This is a genomic window from Frigoribacterium sp. PvP054, from assembly GCF_040547465.1.
Classification (GTDB): Bacteria; Actinomycetota; Actinomycetes; order Actinomycetales; family Microbacteriaceae; genus Frigoribacterium.
The window spans coordinates 443017-458082 of the sequence record NZ_JBEPPU010000002.1; the positions used below are offsets into that span (position 1 = coordinate 443017).

At 71.4% G+C, this 15066-nt stretch carries 15 protein-coding genes and 1 tRNA gene; 5 read left to right on the forward strand and 11 right to left on the reverse strand.

Features of this window, described 5'->3' with window-relative positions; genetic code table 11:
* Complete coding sequence (nrdI, locus tag ABID81_RS04845; RefSeq protein ID WP_354593678.1) at window positions 1-420, reverse strand: class Ib ribonucleoside-diphosphate reductase assembly flavoprotein NrdI; 420 nt, start codon at window positions 418-420, stop codon at window positions 1-3.
* Between the two features lie 81 nt (window positions 421-501).
* On the reverse strand, window positions 502-735 hold the full coding sequence (gene nrdH / locus ABID81_RS04850) for a glutaredoxin-like protein NrdH (RefSeq protein WP_043596549.1): 234 nt from the start codon (window positions 733-735) through the stop codon (window positions 502-504).
* Window positions 736-1051: 316 nt separating this feature from the next.
* Between nrdH and ABID81_RS04855 the strand changes: the two genes are divergently transcribed.
* The 3 genes from ABID81_RS04855 (at window position 1052) to ABID81_RS04865 (ending at window position 3888) form a co-directional block, all read left to right on the forward strand.
* Entirely contained in the window at window positions 1052-2260 is a 1209-nt protein-coding gene (locus ABID81_RS04855) for an MFS transporter (RefSeq protein WP_354593679.1), read from the forward strand.
* A 107-nt stretch (window positions 2261-2367) separates the two neighbouring features.
* A complete protein-coding gene (locus tag ABID81_RS04860) occupies window positions 2368-3198 on the forward strand; it encodes an aldo/keto reductase (protein WP_354593680.1) in 831 nt (276 codons plus the stop codon).
* Between the two features lie 156 nt (window positions 3199-3354).
* Window positions 3355-3888 (forward strand): ribonuclease H family protein, encoded by a 534-nt coding sequence (locus ABID81_RS04865; protein ID WP_354593681.1) that lies wholly within the window; start codon window positions 3355-3357, stop codon window positions 3886-3888.
* 121 nt (window positions 3889-4009) lie between these two features.
* On the opposite strand, the gene ABID81_RS04870 is transcribed toward ABID81_RS04865, so the two are convergent.
* Entirely contained in the window at window positions 4010-4771 is a 762-nt protein-coding gene (locus ABID81_RS04870) for an SDR family NAD(P)-dependent oxidoreductase (RefSeq protein ID WP_354593682.1), read from the reverse strand.
* Window positions 4772-5118: 347 nt separating this feature from the next.
* On the reverse strand, window positions 5119-7695 hold the full coding sequence (locus ABID81_RS04875) for a DEAD/DEAH box helicase (protein WP_354593683.1): 2577 nt from the start codon (window positions 7693-7695) through the stop codon (window positions 5119-5121).
* A 515-nt stretch (window positions 7696-8210) separates the two neighbouring features.
* On the opposite strand from ABID81_RS04875, the gene ABID81_RS04880 reads away from it, so the two are divergent.
* Window positions 8211-8708 carry a flavin reductase family protein gene (locus ABID81_RS04880; RefSeq protein ID WP_354593684.1) on the forward strand — a complete coding sequence of 166 codons (498 nt, stop codon included), beginning with the start codon at window positions 8211-8213 and terminating at the stop codon, window positions 8706-8708.
* Between the two features lie 28 nt (window positions 8709-8736).
* Here the strand turns inward: ABID81_RS04880 and ABID81_RS04885 are convergent, their stop codons facing one another.
* Entirely contained in the window at window positions 8737-8919 is a 183-nt protein-coding gene (locus ABID81_RS04885; RefSeq protein WP_354593685.1) for a hypothetical protein, read from the reverse strand.
* A 222-nt stretch (window positions 8920-9141) separates the two neighbouring features.
* Between ABID81_RS04885 and ABID81_RS04890 the strand changes: the two genes are divergently transcribed.
* Entirely contained in the window at window positions 9142-10044 is a 903-nt protein-coding gene (locus ABID81_RS04890; RefSeq protein WP_071256952.1) for an NAD-dependent epimerase/dehydratase family protein, read from the forward strand.
* A 48-nt stretch (window positions 10045-10092) separates the two neighbouring features.
* Here ABID81_RS04890 and ABID81_RS04895 read toward each other — a convergent pair whose 3' ends face one another.
* The 6 genes from ABID81_RS04895 to galU form a co-directional block, all read right to left on the reverse strand.
* Window positions 10093-11691, reverse strand: coding sequence for a DUF7059 domain-containing protein (locus tag ABID81_RS04895; RefSeq protein WP_502915175.1), 1599 nt, complete (start codon window positions 11689-11691; stop codon window positions 10093-10095).
* Window positions 11692-11760: 69 nt separating this feature from the next.
* A complete protein-coding gene (locus ABID81_RS04900) occupies window positions 11761-11964 on the reverse strand; it encodes a hypothetical protein (protein ID WP_354593686.1) in 204 nt (67 codons plus the stop codon).
* 124 nt (window positions 11965-12088) lie between these two features.
* Window positions 12089-12164: transfer RNA gene (locus ABID81_RS04905), tRNA-Ala, on the reverse strand.
* 70 nt (window positions 12165-12234) lie between these two features.
* On the reverse strand, window positions 12235-13284 hold the full coding sequence (locus ABID81_RS04910; protein WP_354593687.1) for a hypothetical protein: 1050 nt from the start codon (window positions 13282-13284) through the stop codon (window positions 12235-12237).
* A 185-nt stretch (window positions 13285-13469) separates the two neighbouring features.
* Window positions 13470-14117: a GNAT family N-acetyltransferase gene (locus tag ABID81_RS04915; RefSeq protein WP_354593688.1), complete on the reverse strand. Its 648-nt coding sequence runs from the start codon at window positions 14115-14117 to the stop codon at window positions 13470-13472.
* 16 nt (window positions 14118-14133) lie between these two features.
* Complete coding sequence (galU, locus tag ABID81_RS04920; RefSeq protein ID WP_194595606.1) at window positions 14134-15030, reverse strand: UTP--glucose-1-phosphate uridylyltransferase GalU; 897 nt, start codon at window positions 15028-15030, stop codon at window positions 14134-14136.
* Window positions 15031-15066: the final 36 nt, after the last annotated feature.

The following is a 15066-nucleotide window of genomic DNA, read 5'->3' on the forward strand; positions in this document are numbered from 1 at the left end:
TCACTTCGAGGTCATCGACTGCTGTGTCCAAAATTCTTCCAATCCTGTCTGTACGGCTTGTACGTCGTCTGGTGTTCCGAAGACTTCGAAACGGTAGAGAAGGGGAACGTCGCACTTGGCCGCGACGATGTCGCCGGCCAGGCAGTAGCCCTCTCCGAAGTTGGTGTTGCCCGCCGCGATCACGCCTCGGATGAGGCGCCGGTTGCCCTCGTCGTTGAGGAACCGGATGACCTGCTTCGGGACGGCGCCTCGCCCTTCGCCGCCGCCGTAGGTCGGCAGCACGAGGACGTAGGGGTCACGGACGTGGAGCGGCGGCTCGGACGGGAACAGCGGGATGCGCCGTGCCGGGAGCCCGAGCTTGGTGACGAAGCGGTCGGTGTTGCCCGAGACGCTCGAGAAGTAGACGAGTTCGTTCGTCACGACGAGTCCTCGCCTCCGACGCGGTGTGGGGCACGGCCCCGGGTCACGATGCTGCTGGGCGGGCGCGAGGCGCCCGGTCGACTAGTCGACTTTGGCGGCCAGTGCGGCGATCTTGTCGGGGCGGAAGCCGCTCCAGTGGTCGTCGTCGGCGATGACCACGGGGGCCTGCATGTAGCCGAGGGCACGGACCTTCTCGAGGGCGGCGTCGTCGGCGGTGACGTCGAGCACGTCGTACTCGATGCCCTTGTTGTCGAGGGCTCGGTAGGTGGCCGTGCACTGGACGCAGGACGGCTTGGTGTAGACGGTGATGGCCATGGGATCCCCTGTGTTCTGGCCGGCCCCTGAGGCCGGATCGGTGGTTCGTGAGCCTGCGGGGCGTGGTGCCCGTGGCGACTCTTCGATACTACATCTTGTGGCCGACACTGGTGGGCACAACTAGATGCGGTGTTACACGGCTGTAATTATCCACAGGCCCATGCACAGGTTGTGAACAGATCGGGGCCGGTTCTCCCCCGTTCTTGGCGGGGTTGTGCACATCTTTCTCCCCACCTCCGACATTCGGGGCCGGTGTCCCCAATTCGGGCCACCGGCGTGTCGCGACCGCCGACCGCGCTCGTAGACTTGACCCCTCGTGAGCACCTATTCGACCCTGCTGAAGACGCCCGGCGTCTCGCGCATCATCGCGGCCCAGCTGACCGCGCGCTTCCCGTTCGGCATGCTGTCGCTCGCGTTCCTGCTGCACGTCGAACACGTGCACCACTCCTACGCCGCGGCCGGCCTCGTGCTCGCGGCGACGAGCATCGGCCAGGCGATCTCGGGGCCGCTCACCAGCCGCTGGATGGGCCGGTGGGCGATGCGCCCGGTCCTCACCCTCACCCTGGTGGTCTGCCTGATCACCATGGTCACCTTCACCCTGTACGACTTCTCGGTGCCGGTGTTCATGGCGCTCGGCTTCGTCACGGGCCTCAGCGTGCCGCCCGTGCAGCCCGCCGTCCGCACGATCTACCCCAAGATGGTGACCTCGAACCAGCTGACCCCGCTCTTCTCGCTCGACGCGTCCGCCCAAGAGATCATCTGGGTGGCCGGCCCCGTCATCACGACCTTCGTGGGCACGCAGATCGGCACGCGTGAGGCGATCTGGCTCGCCGCGGCCTTCCTGGTCGGCGGCGGCATCTGGTTCATCGCGTCGCCCGAGGTCGGGCGCGTGCGCATCCCGCGCAGCAAGCGCGCCTTCGGCAAGGTGCTGGCCCGCCCGACGGTGCTGCTCGCGACCGTCGCCGGGTTCCTGCTCATCGGGGCCTGCGCCGCGGTCGAGGCCGGCGTCGTGGCGCTCTTCGGCGAGGGCAGCGCCGACTCGGGCATCGCCCTCGCGATCTTCGCCGCGGGCTCGCTCGTCGGCGGCCTCGCCCTCGGGCACGTGCCGGTCGGCCCATGGGCCCTCGCCCGACGCATCGCCATCGTGTTCGTCGGCATGACCCTCGCGATCTTCGCGACGGGCCTCTGGCCGATCAGCATCACCCTGTTGATCGCGGGCGTCGGCATCGCGCCGGCCCTCGCCGTCATGTTCGCCGTCGTGTCGTCGAGCGTGAAGTTCAGCGACACGGCCGAGGCCTACGGCTGGGCCGGCACCGGCCAGCTGATCGGTTCCGCCCTCGGCTCGGCGATCGCCGGCTTCGCGATCGACCACGTCGGCGGCCAGGGCGGCCTGATCGTCGCCGCGTGCTTCGCCCTCGTGGGCACGATCGTCGGTGCCGTGTTCCACAAGGCGCTGCCCGACCTGCGAGGTCGCGACGCGAGCCCGCTGCCCGACACCGAACCGGTGCCGATCCAGGCCAGCTGACCCGCGCCTCCTCGGCCCCCCGGGTGCCGACGCGGCACGCACCGTCCGCGGCGCCGACGGCGACGTCGGGCGACACGTGTCCGCCGGAGGCTGGCAGAGTTGGGGGCATGCCCACACCCGACGTGCCCCTGATCACCCTCAACGACGGCCGGACGATCCCGCAGCTCGGCCTCGGCGTCTACAAGGTCGCCGACGACGAGGCCGAGCGCGTCGTCGAGACCGCCCTGGCCGAGGGGTACCGCCACCTCGACACGGCCGAGTTCTACGCGAACGAGACCGGCGTCGGCCGGGCCCTGCGCGCGTCGGGCCTGCCCCGCGACGAGGTGTTCCTCACGACGAAGGTCTGGAACACCGCGCACGGCTACGACGAGACGCTGCGCTCGTTCGACGAGAGCCTGGCGAAGCTCGGCACCGCCCACGTCGACCTCTACCTGATCCACTGGCCGGCCCCGAAGCAGGACAAGTACGTCGAGACCTACCGCGCCCTCGAGACCATCCGCGCCGAGGGACGCGCGCGCTCGATCGGCGTGAGCAACTTCCAGGTCGCCCACCTCGAGCGCCTCATGGCCGAGACCGACGTCGTGCCCGCCCTCAACCAGGTCGAGGTGCACCCGTGGTTGCAGCAGCACGAGCTGCGCGACTTCGACGCCGCGCACAGGATCGTCACCGAGGCGTGGTCCCCGCTCGCCCGCGGACGCATCCTCGACAACGCCGCCCTCGTCCGCATCGGCGCGAAGCACGGCGTCACCCCGGCCCAGGTGACCATCCGCTGGCACCTGCAGCAGGGCCTCGTGGTCATCCCCAAGTCGGTCACGCCGTCGCGCATCCGCGCCAACCTCGACGTCTTTGGCTTCGAGCTCGACGCGAGCGACCTCGCCGCCGTCGCCGGCATCGAGACCGGCGAGCGCACCGGTTCGCACCCCGACCACAACGGCTGACGCGGACTCGTCCGGCGGGCCCCGGCACCGCCGCCCCGGCGCCGCCGCGGTGCGTCGTCGTGGGGCGGGGGCCGCCCGCAGGAGGCGCGGGTCCGGTCGGTCGCGCCCGGCACGTTACCGTGGACCGGCAACCCGTCGACGCAAGGAGCACCCCGCATGACCATCACCGCCGCAGCAGACGGATCGGCCCTCGGCAACCCCGGCCCGGCCGGATGGGCCTGGTACGTGGACGACGAGCGGTGGGCCGCGGGCGGCTGGCCGCGCGCGACGAACAACCAGGGCGAACTGACCGCCGTGCTCGAGCTGCTGCGCGCCACCGCCGGCACCGACGACGACCTGCACATCCTCTGCGACAGCCAGTACACGATCAAGGCCTGCACCGAGTGGATGCCCGGCTGGAAGCGCAAGGGCTGGCGCAAGGCCGACGGCAAGCCCGTGCTGAACGTCGAGATCCTGAAGGAGCTCGACGCCGCACTGGCCGGGCGGAAGGTGCGCTTCGAATGGGTGCGCGGCCACGTCGGCCACGAGATGAACGAGGCCGCCGACGTGCGGGCCCGCGGCGCGGCCACGGCGTTCCAGAACCGCACCGACGTGCCGACCGGGCCCGGGTGGCCGGGGGCGCCGGTGACCACCACCGCTCCGATCGCCGCGCCGGCGACCCCGCCCGCGCCTCCCGCGACGCTGTTCTGATCGGCAGGCACCGCACCGCACCGCACCGCACCGCACCGCACCGCGAATCGTGCACCGCACCCGGTCTAGACGCGGTGCCGTGCACGAAACGCGGTGCCGTACCGCGAAGCGCAGCGCAGCGCTACATCGAGGGGTGCGTGCTGGACAGGCCGCCGTCGACGACGAACTGCGCGCCCGTCGAGAAGGCCGAGTCGTCGCTCGCGAGGTGCAGCGCGAGCCCGGCGACCTCGTCGGGCTTGGCGAGGCGCCCGCGCGGGCTCATGGCGCGGAACGCCTCGAGCACCTGCGGCTGGGCCTCGACCTGGCGACGGAACAGCGCCGTGTCGGTCGGGCCCGGGTGCAGCGAGTTGATGCGGATGTTCCAGCCCTCTTGGGCGGCGTGCGCGGCGCTCGAACGGGTCAGGCCGACCAGGGCGTGCTTGCTCGCCGTGTAGGCCGCGTCGTCGCCGAAGCCGAGGAACGACGTCGCCGGGGCGAGGTTGATGATCGACCCGCCCTCACCGTCGGGGTTCGCGCGCATCTGCTCGATGGCGAAGCGGGTGCCGAGCATGACGCCCGTGACGTTGACCGCGAACACGCGGTTCCAGCTCTCGAGCTGGGTGACGTCGATCGACTGGCCCGAGACGATGCCGGCGTTGTTGACGAGCACGTCGAGCCGGCCGTACCGCTCGACGACGTGGTCCATGACGCGCTTCCAGTCGCCACCGTTGGCGACGTCGTGCTGCACGTACTCGGCCCCCGTCTCGGCGGCGACGGTCGACCCGTCGACGATGTCGGTCGCGACGACGCGAGCCCCCTCGTCGGCGAACCGGCGGACGATCGCCTCGCCGATGCCCGAGGCGGCCCCGGTGACGATGGCGACTTTGCCGGACAGACGGGACATGGCGACCTCTTCGTGGTGGAACGCGGGCGATGCTGGTCGGCGGCCGGGGTGTGGCACGACCCTACGAGATTACCCCTCGACGGGTGACGGCCGGCTCCGTTCGGAGGCCGGGCCCCGAGGTCACATGGCGAAACACTGAGCCTCACCGAGGTTAAACATGTACATATCAAGCATGAAACGCGAAGCAGACATCTATTCGAGCTCATCGCAGTGGATGACCTACATCACATCTCCTACACGCCGAGCGGACGCCGCTGTGACCCCTGGTCACAACTGCGAGCAGCCGAGACCTGGCAACCCATTCGGTCCGAAGTGCTGGAACGCTTCGATGAACCACCTCGCGGCCGTCACGAACCGCCCTCGACGGGTGACGGCCGGCTCCGTTCGGAGGCCGGCCCGACGGCCGTCACGGTGACCACGGCCTCGCCGCGTTCGTCGCTCGAGGCGAGGTCGACCACGGCCGAGATGCCGAAGTCGTGGTCGCCCTCGGGGTCGGCGAGGATCTGCCGGACGCGCCAGACCGTGGGCAGCTGCTCGACCTGCAGCATCTGCGGCCCGCGCGCGGCGGCGTCGGTGCCGATCGAGTCGTACTCGTCGTAGTACCGGTCGAGCGCCTCGCCCCACCGGTCGGCGTCCCAGCCCGAGCCGGCGTCGAGGGCACCGAGGGCGTCGGCGTCGTCCCGCGCCGCCAGCTCGACGCGGCGGAACAGCTCGTTGCGCACCATGATGCGGAACGCGCGCTCGTTGGCGGTCAGGGTGCGCAGGGTCGGGGGCACGATCTCGTCGTGGGCCTCGAGCTCGCGGGGGTTGACCATCTCCTCCCACTCGTCGAGCAGGCTCGAGTCGACCTGGCGCACCAGCTCGCCGAGCCACTCGATCACGTCGACCAGCTCGTCGGTCTTCGCCTCGTCGGGCACGGTCTGCCGCAGGGCCCGGAAGGCGTCCGACAGGTAGCGCAGCACGAGCCCCTCGGAGCGGGCCAGGCCGTAGAAGTTCACGAAGTCGCCGAACGTCATGGCGCGCTCGTAGAGGTCACGCACGACCGATTTGGGGCTGAGCGCGAAGTCGCCGATCCAGGGCTGCGAGGCCGCGTACGTCTCGAACAGGGCGGTCAACAGTTCGTCGAGCGGCTTCGGCCAGGTGACCTCCTCGAGCAGCTCCATGCGCTGGTCGTACTCGATGCCCTCGGACTTCATCGCGGCGACGGCCTCGCCCCTGGCCTTGAACTGCTGCTGCGACAGGATCGGCCGGGGGTCGTCGAGCGTCGCCTCGACGACCGAGACCATGTCGAGGGCGTAGGTCGGCGACTCGACGTCGAGCACGTCGAAGGTCGCCAGGGCGAAGGGAGACAGGGGCTGGTTCAGCGCGAAGTTCGCCTGGAGGTCGACCGTCAGGCGGATCGTCGGGGCACCGCCGTCGGGCGAGGGTTCTTGCACGACCACCTCGGCGGTGCGGAGCGTGCGGTAGATCGAGATGGCCTGGCGGGCCATGGCGTACTGCTTCGCGAGCGGCTCGTGGTTGTCGAAGACCAGCGACCGCACGTTCTCGAACACGTCGCCGCCCCGACCGATGACGTTGAGCAGCATCGCGTGGGTGACCTGCATGTGCGACGTCAGCGCCTCGGGCTCGGCCGCGATCAGCTTGGTGAAGCTCGGCTCGCCCCACGACACGAAGCCGTCGGGTGCCTTCTTGCGCACGATCTTGCGCTTCTTCTTCGGGTCGTCGCCCGCCTTCTCGATCTGCTTCAGGTTGTCGATCTCGTGCTCGGGTGCCTGCAGCGTGACCGTGCCCGAGGTGTCGTAGCCGGCGCGACCGGCCCGGCCGGCGATCTGGTGGAACTCGCGCGCGCTCAGCTGGCGCATGCGGGTGCCGTCGAACTTGGTCAGGGCCGTCAACAGCACGGTGCGGATCGGCACGTTGATGCCGACGCCCAGGGTGTCGGTGCCGCAGATGACGCGCAGCAGTCCGCGCTGCGCGAGCTGCTCGACCAGGCGGCGGTACTTCGGCAGCATCCCCGCGTGGTGCACGCCGATGCCCGAGCGCACGAGGCGGTTGAGCGTCTTGCCGAACCCCGTGCTGAAACGGAACCCGCCGATCAGCTCGGCGATCTCGTCACGCTGCTCGCGGCTGGCGACCTTGATGCTCGACAGCGCCTGCGCCCGTTCGAGTGCGGCCGCCTGCGAGAAGTGCACGACGTACACGGGGGCCTCGCCGGTCGAGAGCAGCTCTTCGACCGTCTCTTGCACGGGGGTCTGGGCGTAGGAGTAGTGCAGGGGCACCGGGCGCTCGACGCCCGTGACCCGGGCGACGGGCCGACCGGTGCGACGGGCGAGGTCGTCGGTGATGCGGGTCACGTCGCCGAGCGTCGCCGACATCAGCAGGAACTGCGCTCGCGGCAGCAGCAACAGCGGCACCTGCCAGGCCCAGCCCCGCGACTGGTCGCCGTAGAAGTGGAACTCGTCCATGACGACCTGGTCGACGGCTGCGTCGGCCCCGTGCCGCAGGGCGAGGTTCGCGAGGATCTCGGCGGTGCAGCAGATGATCGGCGCGTCGGCGTTGACCGACGAGTCACCGGTCACCATGCCGACGTTCTCGGGCCCGAAGAGGTCGACGAGCGCGAAGAACTTCTCGCTGACCAGCGCCTTGATCGGCGCCGTGTAGTACGACCGACCGCCCTGGCTCAAGGCCACGAAGTGGGCGCCGGCCGCCACGAGCGACTTGCCGGTGCCGGTGGGCGTGCTGAGGATCACCGAGGCGCCGCCGACGAGCTCCATCATCGCCTCGTCCTGCGCCGGGTAGAGCGGCAGCCCGCGTGACTCGGCCCACTCGGCGAAGGCCGTGTACGCCGTGTCGGCGTCGTACGAGTCGACGCCCGGGGTCGACGGGAGCAGGGCGGCCAGGGGGGCGACGGGAGCGGGCGACATGATGACTCAACCCTGCACCATCGGCCGGGTCGCGGGCGACGTCCTCGGCCGATGCGACGGGCGGCGGATATCCCGGCCGGGGGGACGGGCGTCGCCCCCGCGGCCGGTCCCCCGCCTCGTGTCCTGAACCTCCACGAGGTGAGAGGAACTCAAGTAAAACACGAGGAGGCGCGGCTCGCGACCCCGGGGACGAGATCGCCCCGGCCACCGGCGCCGACGACGAGAAGAGGACACGCCCCGGTCGACGAGCAGAACTCGGACCAGGGCGTGCCCACCGGACCCACGGCCGAGGACCTCACGAAGTCGGATCAGGAGACCACGCTGGGTTCGACGGCCGCTCGTCGGGAACGGGCGCCCCGGTAACCAGCCGGTGAGCGCACTACACCGTACCTCGGACGGAGCCCGACGTGGTGGGTGACTTCCAGGTGATTGGCCGGACGCGTAATCCGGACGAAACACCAGCGGGCTAACGTCACGTTGAACCAACCGGTTCACATCAGTCGACGGGAGCCCCGATGACCCGCACCACGACGCTCGCCCCGGTCGACCGTTCGGCGTTCGCCGTCTTCCCGAGCGGGGTCGCCGCGCTGGCCGCGACCGGTGCCGACGGACCCGACGGCATGGTCGTCTCGAGCTTCACGGTCGGGGCGTCGTTCGACCCGCCCATGGTGACCTTCTCGGCCCGGGACGACTCCGCGACCTGGTCACGGCTGCGGGGCGCCCCGACCCTCGGGGTGTCGGTGCTCGCCGCCGACCAGGGCGGGCTGTGCCGACGGCTGTCGTCACGGACCCGCGCGACGCGCTTCGTCGGCGTCGACCACACGACCACCGCCGCCGGGGCCGTCCTGGTGACGGGTGCCCCGCTGCGCCTCGAGTGCGTCGTGCACCGGGAGGTGCCCGCAGGCGACCACGTCGTCGTCATCTTGCAGGTGCTCGGTGCCGAGGTCGACGGGACGGCCTCACCGCTCGTCTACCACGACACGGCCTTCCACTCGCTGCAGCCGCTCGGCTGAGAGAGGGGTCGGCGCGGCGGCGCCGCGATCAGCGCAGGGGCTGCTGGCCGCCCAGCAGGTCGTCGAGCTGCTCGACGGCGCCCTCGGTCGCGGCCTCGTCGGCGGCGGAGTCGCCGTGCAGCTCGACGGCCTCGGGGCTGTCGCCGTGGACGGCGGCGGGGTCGGTGTGGTCGTCGGCGTCGTGCTGCGCGGGGTTCGTGTGCGTGCTCATGAGGGCCTCTCTCGGGGGCCGACGGTCGACCCCGGTCAGGCTGAAGCTACCCGCCACCTCCGACACGGCTCCCAGCGGGAGGGAGCCGGCACCTCGCCTCCTCGGCGACGCGCTCGACGCGGACCGACCGCGGGCGCCCGCGGACTAGTAGAAACGGAGGAGGCGCGCAGCCCGACCAGCGCACCTCCAGACCCGCCGGGCGCCCGGCAGAAAGGGCCGACGATGTCGTCTCCCCGCACCCCCACCACCCGAGTCGCCGTCACCGGCGGCAGCGGCAAGCTCGGTCGCGCCGTCGTGCGCGACCTCGCCGAGCACGGCTACGAGGTCGTCCTGCTCGACCGCGTCCCGAGCCCCGACCCCGTCGAGGGTGTCGTGTTCGTCAAGGTCGACCTGACCGACTACGGCCAGGTCGCCCAGGCCCTGACGAGCGTCGACGACCGCTACGACCACATCGACGCCGTCGTGCACCTGGGCGCGATCCCCGCGCCCGGCCTCGTGCCGAACGCGGCGTTGTTCACCAACAACGTCACCTCGAGCTACAACGTGTTCGCCGCGGCCCGCGCCGCGAAGATCCGCAACGTGGTGTGGGCCTCGAGCGAGACGCTGCTGGGCATCCCGTTCGACATCGACCCGCCGTACCTGCCGCTCGACGAGGAGTACCCGGTGCGCCCCGAGTCGTCGTACTCGCTCGGCAAGGCCGTCGAGGAGGAGATGGCGCGGCACTTCACCCGCTGGGACCGTCAGCTCAAGCTGATCGGCCTGCGCTTCTCGAACGTGATGGACGACGGCGACTACTCGGAGTACCCCTTCGACGAGACCCCCGAGAAGCGCACCTTCAACCTCTTCTCGTACATCGACGCCCGGGACGGCGCCCAGGCCGTCCGCAAGGCCCTCGAGAGCGACCTGGTCGGCTTCGAGGCGTTCATCATCGCGGCGTCGGACACCGTGATGAACACGCCCACGGCCGTGCTCGCCGAGCAGTACTGGCCGCAGGTCGAGAAGCGCCGGGCCGTCGAGGGCGTCGAGCCGCTGCTCAGCAGCGACAAGGCCCGCGACCTGCTCGGCTTCGTGCCCGAGTACTCGTGGCGCGAGTGGGGCGAGCGCACCGGCAACCACCGCGGCTGAGGCGTCGCCCGCGCACCGCCGCCCACCGGCGGGCGCGGGCGGACACCGTCAGGCGCGCAGCACGCCCGTCGTCACGAGCTCGCGCACCCGCGGCAGCAGCTCGGCCCGCAGCCCGGCCTCGTCCGCCCCGAGCAGCTGCGCGAGGGCTCCGACGATCGCACCGACGCTGAGTTCGCCGTCACAGGCGCCGACCAACGCCGAGAGGGCCGTGCCCGACTCGACCGTCCGGGCGAAGCCCCCGCCCTGGCGGAGCGAGATCACCGTGGGATCGTCGTTGCCGGGCCAGTAGTGGCGCTCTTCGGTGACGTCCCCCGCGACGACGAGTCGTCGGCCGGCCAGCTGCTCGTCGTCGAGCCCGCGCAACAGGTCGACCGCCTCGAGCGTGCCGAGCAGGTGCGCTCCGAGCCCGACGTCGTTCTGTCCCAGGCCGCCGAGGAGGCGCTCCGTGCGCACCACGGGGACGCTCGCGTCGTCCGCCGGCCGCCTGAGGGTGACGTAGCCGAACCCGACCTCGACGATCCCCCGGGCCTCGAAGTCGCCCAGCCACGCCTCGTAGAGCCGTTCGAAGTCCGCCGTGCCGGGTCGCGTGCCGCCGTCGCGGATCCAGGTCTCGGCGTACGCGGTGGGGTCCTGCACCTCGCGCTCGACCACCCAGACGTCGACGGGCACGTCGCCGCGGGCCGCCCAGTCCGCGACCGCGTAGGCGCCCCGCTTCCCGTCGACCGAGCCCGCGCCTCCGGTCTCCCAGTTGCCGAGCAGCTGCGCGACGCCGCCCGGGGCGAGGTGCCGGCCGAGTCCCTCGACGACCGAGGCGACGAGGTCGTCGCCCACCATGCCGCCGTCGCGGTACTCGTACTCGGGCACGCCCTCGACCCGCGGCGTGATGACGAACGGAGGGTTCGAGACGATGTGGTCGAAGGTCTCGCCGGCCACGGGCTCGAAGAGGCTGCCGAGGCGCAGCTCGATGCCGTCGACCAGGTTGAGTGCGGCGTTGAAGGCGGCGAAGTCGAGGGCCCGTCGCGAGATGTCGGTCGCGACGACGTGTCGTGCATGACGCGCCGCGTGCAGCGCCTGGATGCCGCAGCCCGTGCCGAGGTCGAGGGCCCGGTCGACCTGCCGCGAGACCATCAGGCCGGCCAGCGTCGCCGAGGCTCCCCCGACCCCGAGCACGTGGTCCTCGCGCAGGGCCCCCTCGACCACGAGCTCGCCCAGGTCGGAGGCGATCCACCAGCTCGCCTCGCCCGAGGCGTCCACGAACGCGTAGGGGCGGAGGTCGACGAGCGCGCGGACCGCGTCGCCCTCTCGCACGACGAGCCCGGCGGTGACGGCGCCGTCGACGCCCAGGGTCGGCAGCGCCTCGGCGACCACGTCGTCGGCCTGCGGGTAGCCGAGGACGAACAGCAGCGCGAGCGTGGCGGCGGGACGCAGCGAGGCGTCACGGGCGGAGCTGCGGGCGAGAGCGCGTCGTGCGGCGACCCGTTCGCCGCGGAAGAGCGCGGCACCGGCGTGCGAGCCCCAGGCGTCGGCGCCCTGCAGCCGTTCGACGGTGAACCCGGACGCGGCCAGGTCGGCCCGCAGCCGCGCCAGCAGCTCGGGGTCGGTCGTCAGGTGGGGCGTCGGGGCGTCGGTCGGGGTCGTCGGAGGCACCCGACCATCATGGTGCAGGAGGCGCGGCGCCGGTCGCCGACGGCGTCCGTTAGCCGGCCACGACGAGGATCAGGCGGGCAGCACCGAGAACTCGAACTCGCCGTACATGTGGGCGGCGTCCCGGAGGTGGTGCAGCGCCTCTTCCGCGTCGAGTCGGGAGTGGTACGGCCCGCGGGCCGGCGCACCGGGGAGGGTGCGCGCGTACGAGTACTGCAGGTACCAGACCGGGTGGTCGTGCTCTTCGTGCTGCACGATGCTGACTGCGAGTGACATGTCGGGATGCTACGACCGGCCCGCCCCCGCCGCACCGGCTCACAGCGGATCCATCAGATCAGCCGGCCCGGGGGTCTCTGTGACGTGCAGAAGGCCCGGGTCGTGGTCGACCCGGGCCTTCGTGTGGTGGAGCTAAGGGGATTCGAACCCCTGACCTTCTCATTGCGAACGAGACGCGCTACCAACTGCGCCATAGCCCCAGAAACTGCTCTGCAACGATAGCACCTCGTCGGCGGACGACCGAACCCGGGCGGCGGGTGCGCGTGACGGTCAGACGGCGCGGCGCCGCTGCAGTGCCTCGTCGAGCGAGAAGGCCGACGGCGGCAGCTCGTCGATGATGCCCATGCGGGCGAAGCGGCTCGGGGGGCGGGGCGGCGCGACCGGCTCGACCCGCGCCTCCTCGGCGGGGGCGGCCGGGGCGGCCGCAGTCGACGGGGCGGGCCCGGGAGGCGCGGCATCGGTCACCCGAGGACGTCGCGTGGACTGCAGCGCGGCCTCGGCGCGAGCGGCCTCGCGCAGGGCGTCGTGCTGGGCCGCCCGCAACGCCTCGACCGAGCGACGCGAGTCCTGCTGCAGCTCGACGGCGGGATCGGCCGTCGTCACGACCGCGGCCGGGCGCTGTCGCCCACGGCGCAGGTAGAGGGGCTTCGGCACGGGCACGGGCGTCCAGAGACGCGACTCGGCCGCGGCCTCGTCGTCGCGGACGACGACGCCCTCGCCCATCACCCCGGAGAAGTCCTTGAGCGGCTGGGCGACGGGAGCCACGACGGCCCGACGAGCGCGGGCGCGTGAGACCGCGGCCAGCTGCGCCAGCATCGCGATCGACCCGCCGCCGAAGACGAGCCCGCCGACGACCAGCACCCAGGACGACGTGAGGCCGGCGGCGACTCCCCCGACGACGGCGACCACGCTGAGGGCCAGCACGACGGTGGAGACCAGCCGGGAGCGTCGCAGCCGACGCGCGGCGAGGGCGGGGTCGCGGTCGGCGGCCCGGAGCACGGGGGCCGCCGCGGCGAGCTCGCGGGTGACGGCACGCTGCCGTGCGGCCTCGTGGGCCCGTCGCAGGGCCTCGCGCCGCGCCTCCTCGTGTCGCAGGATCTTCTGGGCGTCGGCCACCGAGCGGGCGTTCGCCTCGACGCGCACCTCGTCGGGCACCTCGGCCGTCTGGGCGAGGATGCGCAGGGTCTGCTGCAGCCGCACGGCGTTGCGTTCGGTCGCGAGGTACTCGCGTCGACGCTGCCAGGTGGGCACGAGGTAGACGAGCCAGAGCGCGGCGACGAGGGCGAGGACGACGCCTCCACCCCACGACTCGATGTTCATGGTGACCAAGGTATGAGCGGGCGGGGCCCGGGGGCCGCTGATCGACAGGTGTGTCCGCGTGTCGCGTGGCGGATCCGCCCCGATCGTCGACCGACGACCCCGTCACGGGTGACGCGCCGGGACGGCGGGGACGGCGGGGCGCGTCCCCGGAGCCGCAGGACAGCCCGGAGTGGAGGGGCGCGTCCCTAGAGCGGCAGCGCGCGTCCGGCCTCGGCCAGCGCCTCGGCGGGCACGGCGCCCTGGCCGACCGGGACGGTGCCCGTCGTCCAGCGCCGCAGCACGCCCTCGGGCACCTCTTCGGCGACCAGCGCGAAGCAGAAGTGGTCGCGCCACGACCCGTTGATGTGGATGTACCGGCGGCGCAGGCCCTCGTACCGGAAGCCGAGCTTCTCGACCACCCGCAGGCTCGGGGCGTTCTCGGGCCGGATGCAGATCTCCATGCGGTGCAGGCCCAGCGCGCGGAAGCAGTGGTCCGTGGCCAGGGCCACGGCGATCGGCGTCGCGTTGTGACCGGCCGCGCCCTGGGTGACCCAGTAGCCGATGGTGGCCGAACCGAGCGAACCGTAGGTGATGCCCGAGACGTTGAGCTGACCGACGAAGCGGCCGTCGAGCTCGATCGCGAAGGGCAGGCCGAGGCCGGCACGCGCGTTCGTCTGCAGCGAGCGGATGCTGCCGCGGACGTCGTGGCTGGTGAAGCCGTTGGGGTTCGTGGCCTCCCATTGCCGCAGCCACGACCGGTTCTCCATCAGGGCCTGGTCGAGGTCGCGGGTGTCACGCAGCCGGAGGGGGCGGATGGTCACCGCCCCCTCCGTCAACGTGGGGATGCTCGTCACGGAACGTGTCGCCTGCTTACTTCTCGAGCCCGGCGGTGAACTCCTGCAACCACGGGCGCAGTTCGCCACCGATGTCGTCGCGGTCGCTGGCGAGCTGCACGATGGCCTTGATGTAGTCGAGTTTGTCACCCGTGTCGTACCGACGTCCGCGGAAGACGACGCCGTACACGCCGCCGGTCCACTCCTCGGCTCCAGCCATCTTCATGAGGGCGTCGGTCAGCTGGATCTCGCCGCCCTTGCCGGGCTCCTGCTTCTCGAGGACGTCGAAGACCTCGGGGCGGATGACGTAGCGACCGATGATGGCGAGGTTCGAGGGCGACTCGCCCTGTGCCGGCTTCTCGACGAGGCCTGTGACCTTCACGACGTCGTCCTCGTCGGTCTTCTCGACCGTGGCGATGCCGTAGAGGTGGGTCTGCGAGGGGTCGACCTCGAGCAGGGCGATGACGGTGGCGTTCTTCTGCCCCTGCACCTCGACCATGCGCGTGAGCAGCGGGTCGCGGGCGTCGATGATGTCGTCGCCGAGCAGCACGGCGAACGGCTCGCGGCCGACGTGCATCTTGGCCCGGAGCACCGCGTGGCCGAGGCCGAGCGGGTCGCCCTGGCGCACGTAGTGCATGTCGGCGAGGTCGGTCGACTGGTTGACCTTGGCGAGCTTGTCGTGGTCGCCCTTCTTCTTGAGGGTCTCCTCCAGCTCGCTGACGTGGTCGAAGTGGTTCTCGAGCGCGTTCTTGTTGCGCCCCGTGATCATCAACACGTCGGTGAGACCGGCCGCGACGGCCTCCTCGACGACGTACTGGATGGCCGGCTTGTCGACGACCGGCAGCATCTCCTTCGGCATTGCTTTCGTGGCGGGAAGGAACCGTGTCCCCAGACCCGCGGCGGGAATGACTGCTTTAGAAATCGTGAAGCCCATGCGGGTCAGCGTAACCATCCCCGACGTTTCACGGAG

Excerpts from the sequence above, each read along its gene's own strand:
- ABID81_RS04880 (WP_354593684.1), top strand. The coding sequence starts at position 8,211 with ATGACCCGCACCACGACGCTCGCCCCGGTCGACCGTTCGGCGTTCGCC.
- ABID81_RS04870 (WP_354593682.1), bottom strand. The coding sequence starts at position 4,771 with ATGTCCCGTCTGTCCGGCAAAGTCGCCATCGTCACCGGGGCCGCCTCG.
- galU (WP_194595606.1), bottom strand. The coding sequence starts at position 15,030 with ATGGGCTTCACGATTTCTAAAGCAGTCATTCCCGCCGCGGGTCTGGGG.
- ABID81_RS04885 (WP_354593685.1), bottom strand. The coding sequence starts at position 8,919 with ATGAGCACGCACACGAACCCCGCGCAGCACGACGCCGACGACCACACC.
- ABID81_RS04900 (WP_354593686.1), bottom strand. The coding sequence starts at position 11,964 with ATGTCACTCGCAGTCAGCATCGTGCAGCACGAAGAGCACGACCACCCG.
- ABID81_RS04910 (WP_354593687.1), bottom strand. The coding sequence starts at position 13,284 with ATGAACATCGAGTCGTGGGGTGGAGGCGTCGTCCTCGCCCTCGTCGCC.
- ABID81_RS04860 (WP_354593680.1), top strand. The coding sequence starts at position 2,368 with ATGCCCACACCCGACGTGCCCCTGATCACCCTCAACGACGGCCGGACG.
- nrdH (WP_043596549.1), bottom strand. The coding sequence starts at position 735 with ATGGCCATCACCGTCTACACCAAGCCGTCCTGCGTCCAGTGCACGGCC.
- ABID81_RS04890 (WP_071256952.1), top strand. The coding sequence starts at position 9,142 with ATGTCGTCTCCCCGCACCCCCACCACCCGAGTCGCCGTCACCGGCGGC.
- ABID81_RS04865 (WP_354593681.1), top strand. The coding sequence starts at position 3,355 with ATGACCATCACCGCCGCAGCAGACGGATCGGCCCTCGGCAACCCCGGC.
- ABID81_RS04875 (WP_354593683.1), bottom strand. The coding sequence starts at position 7,695 with ATGTCGCCCGCTCCCGTCGCCCCCCTGGCCGCCCTGCTCCCGTCGACC.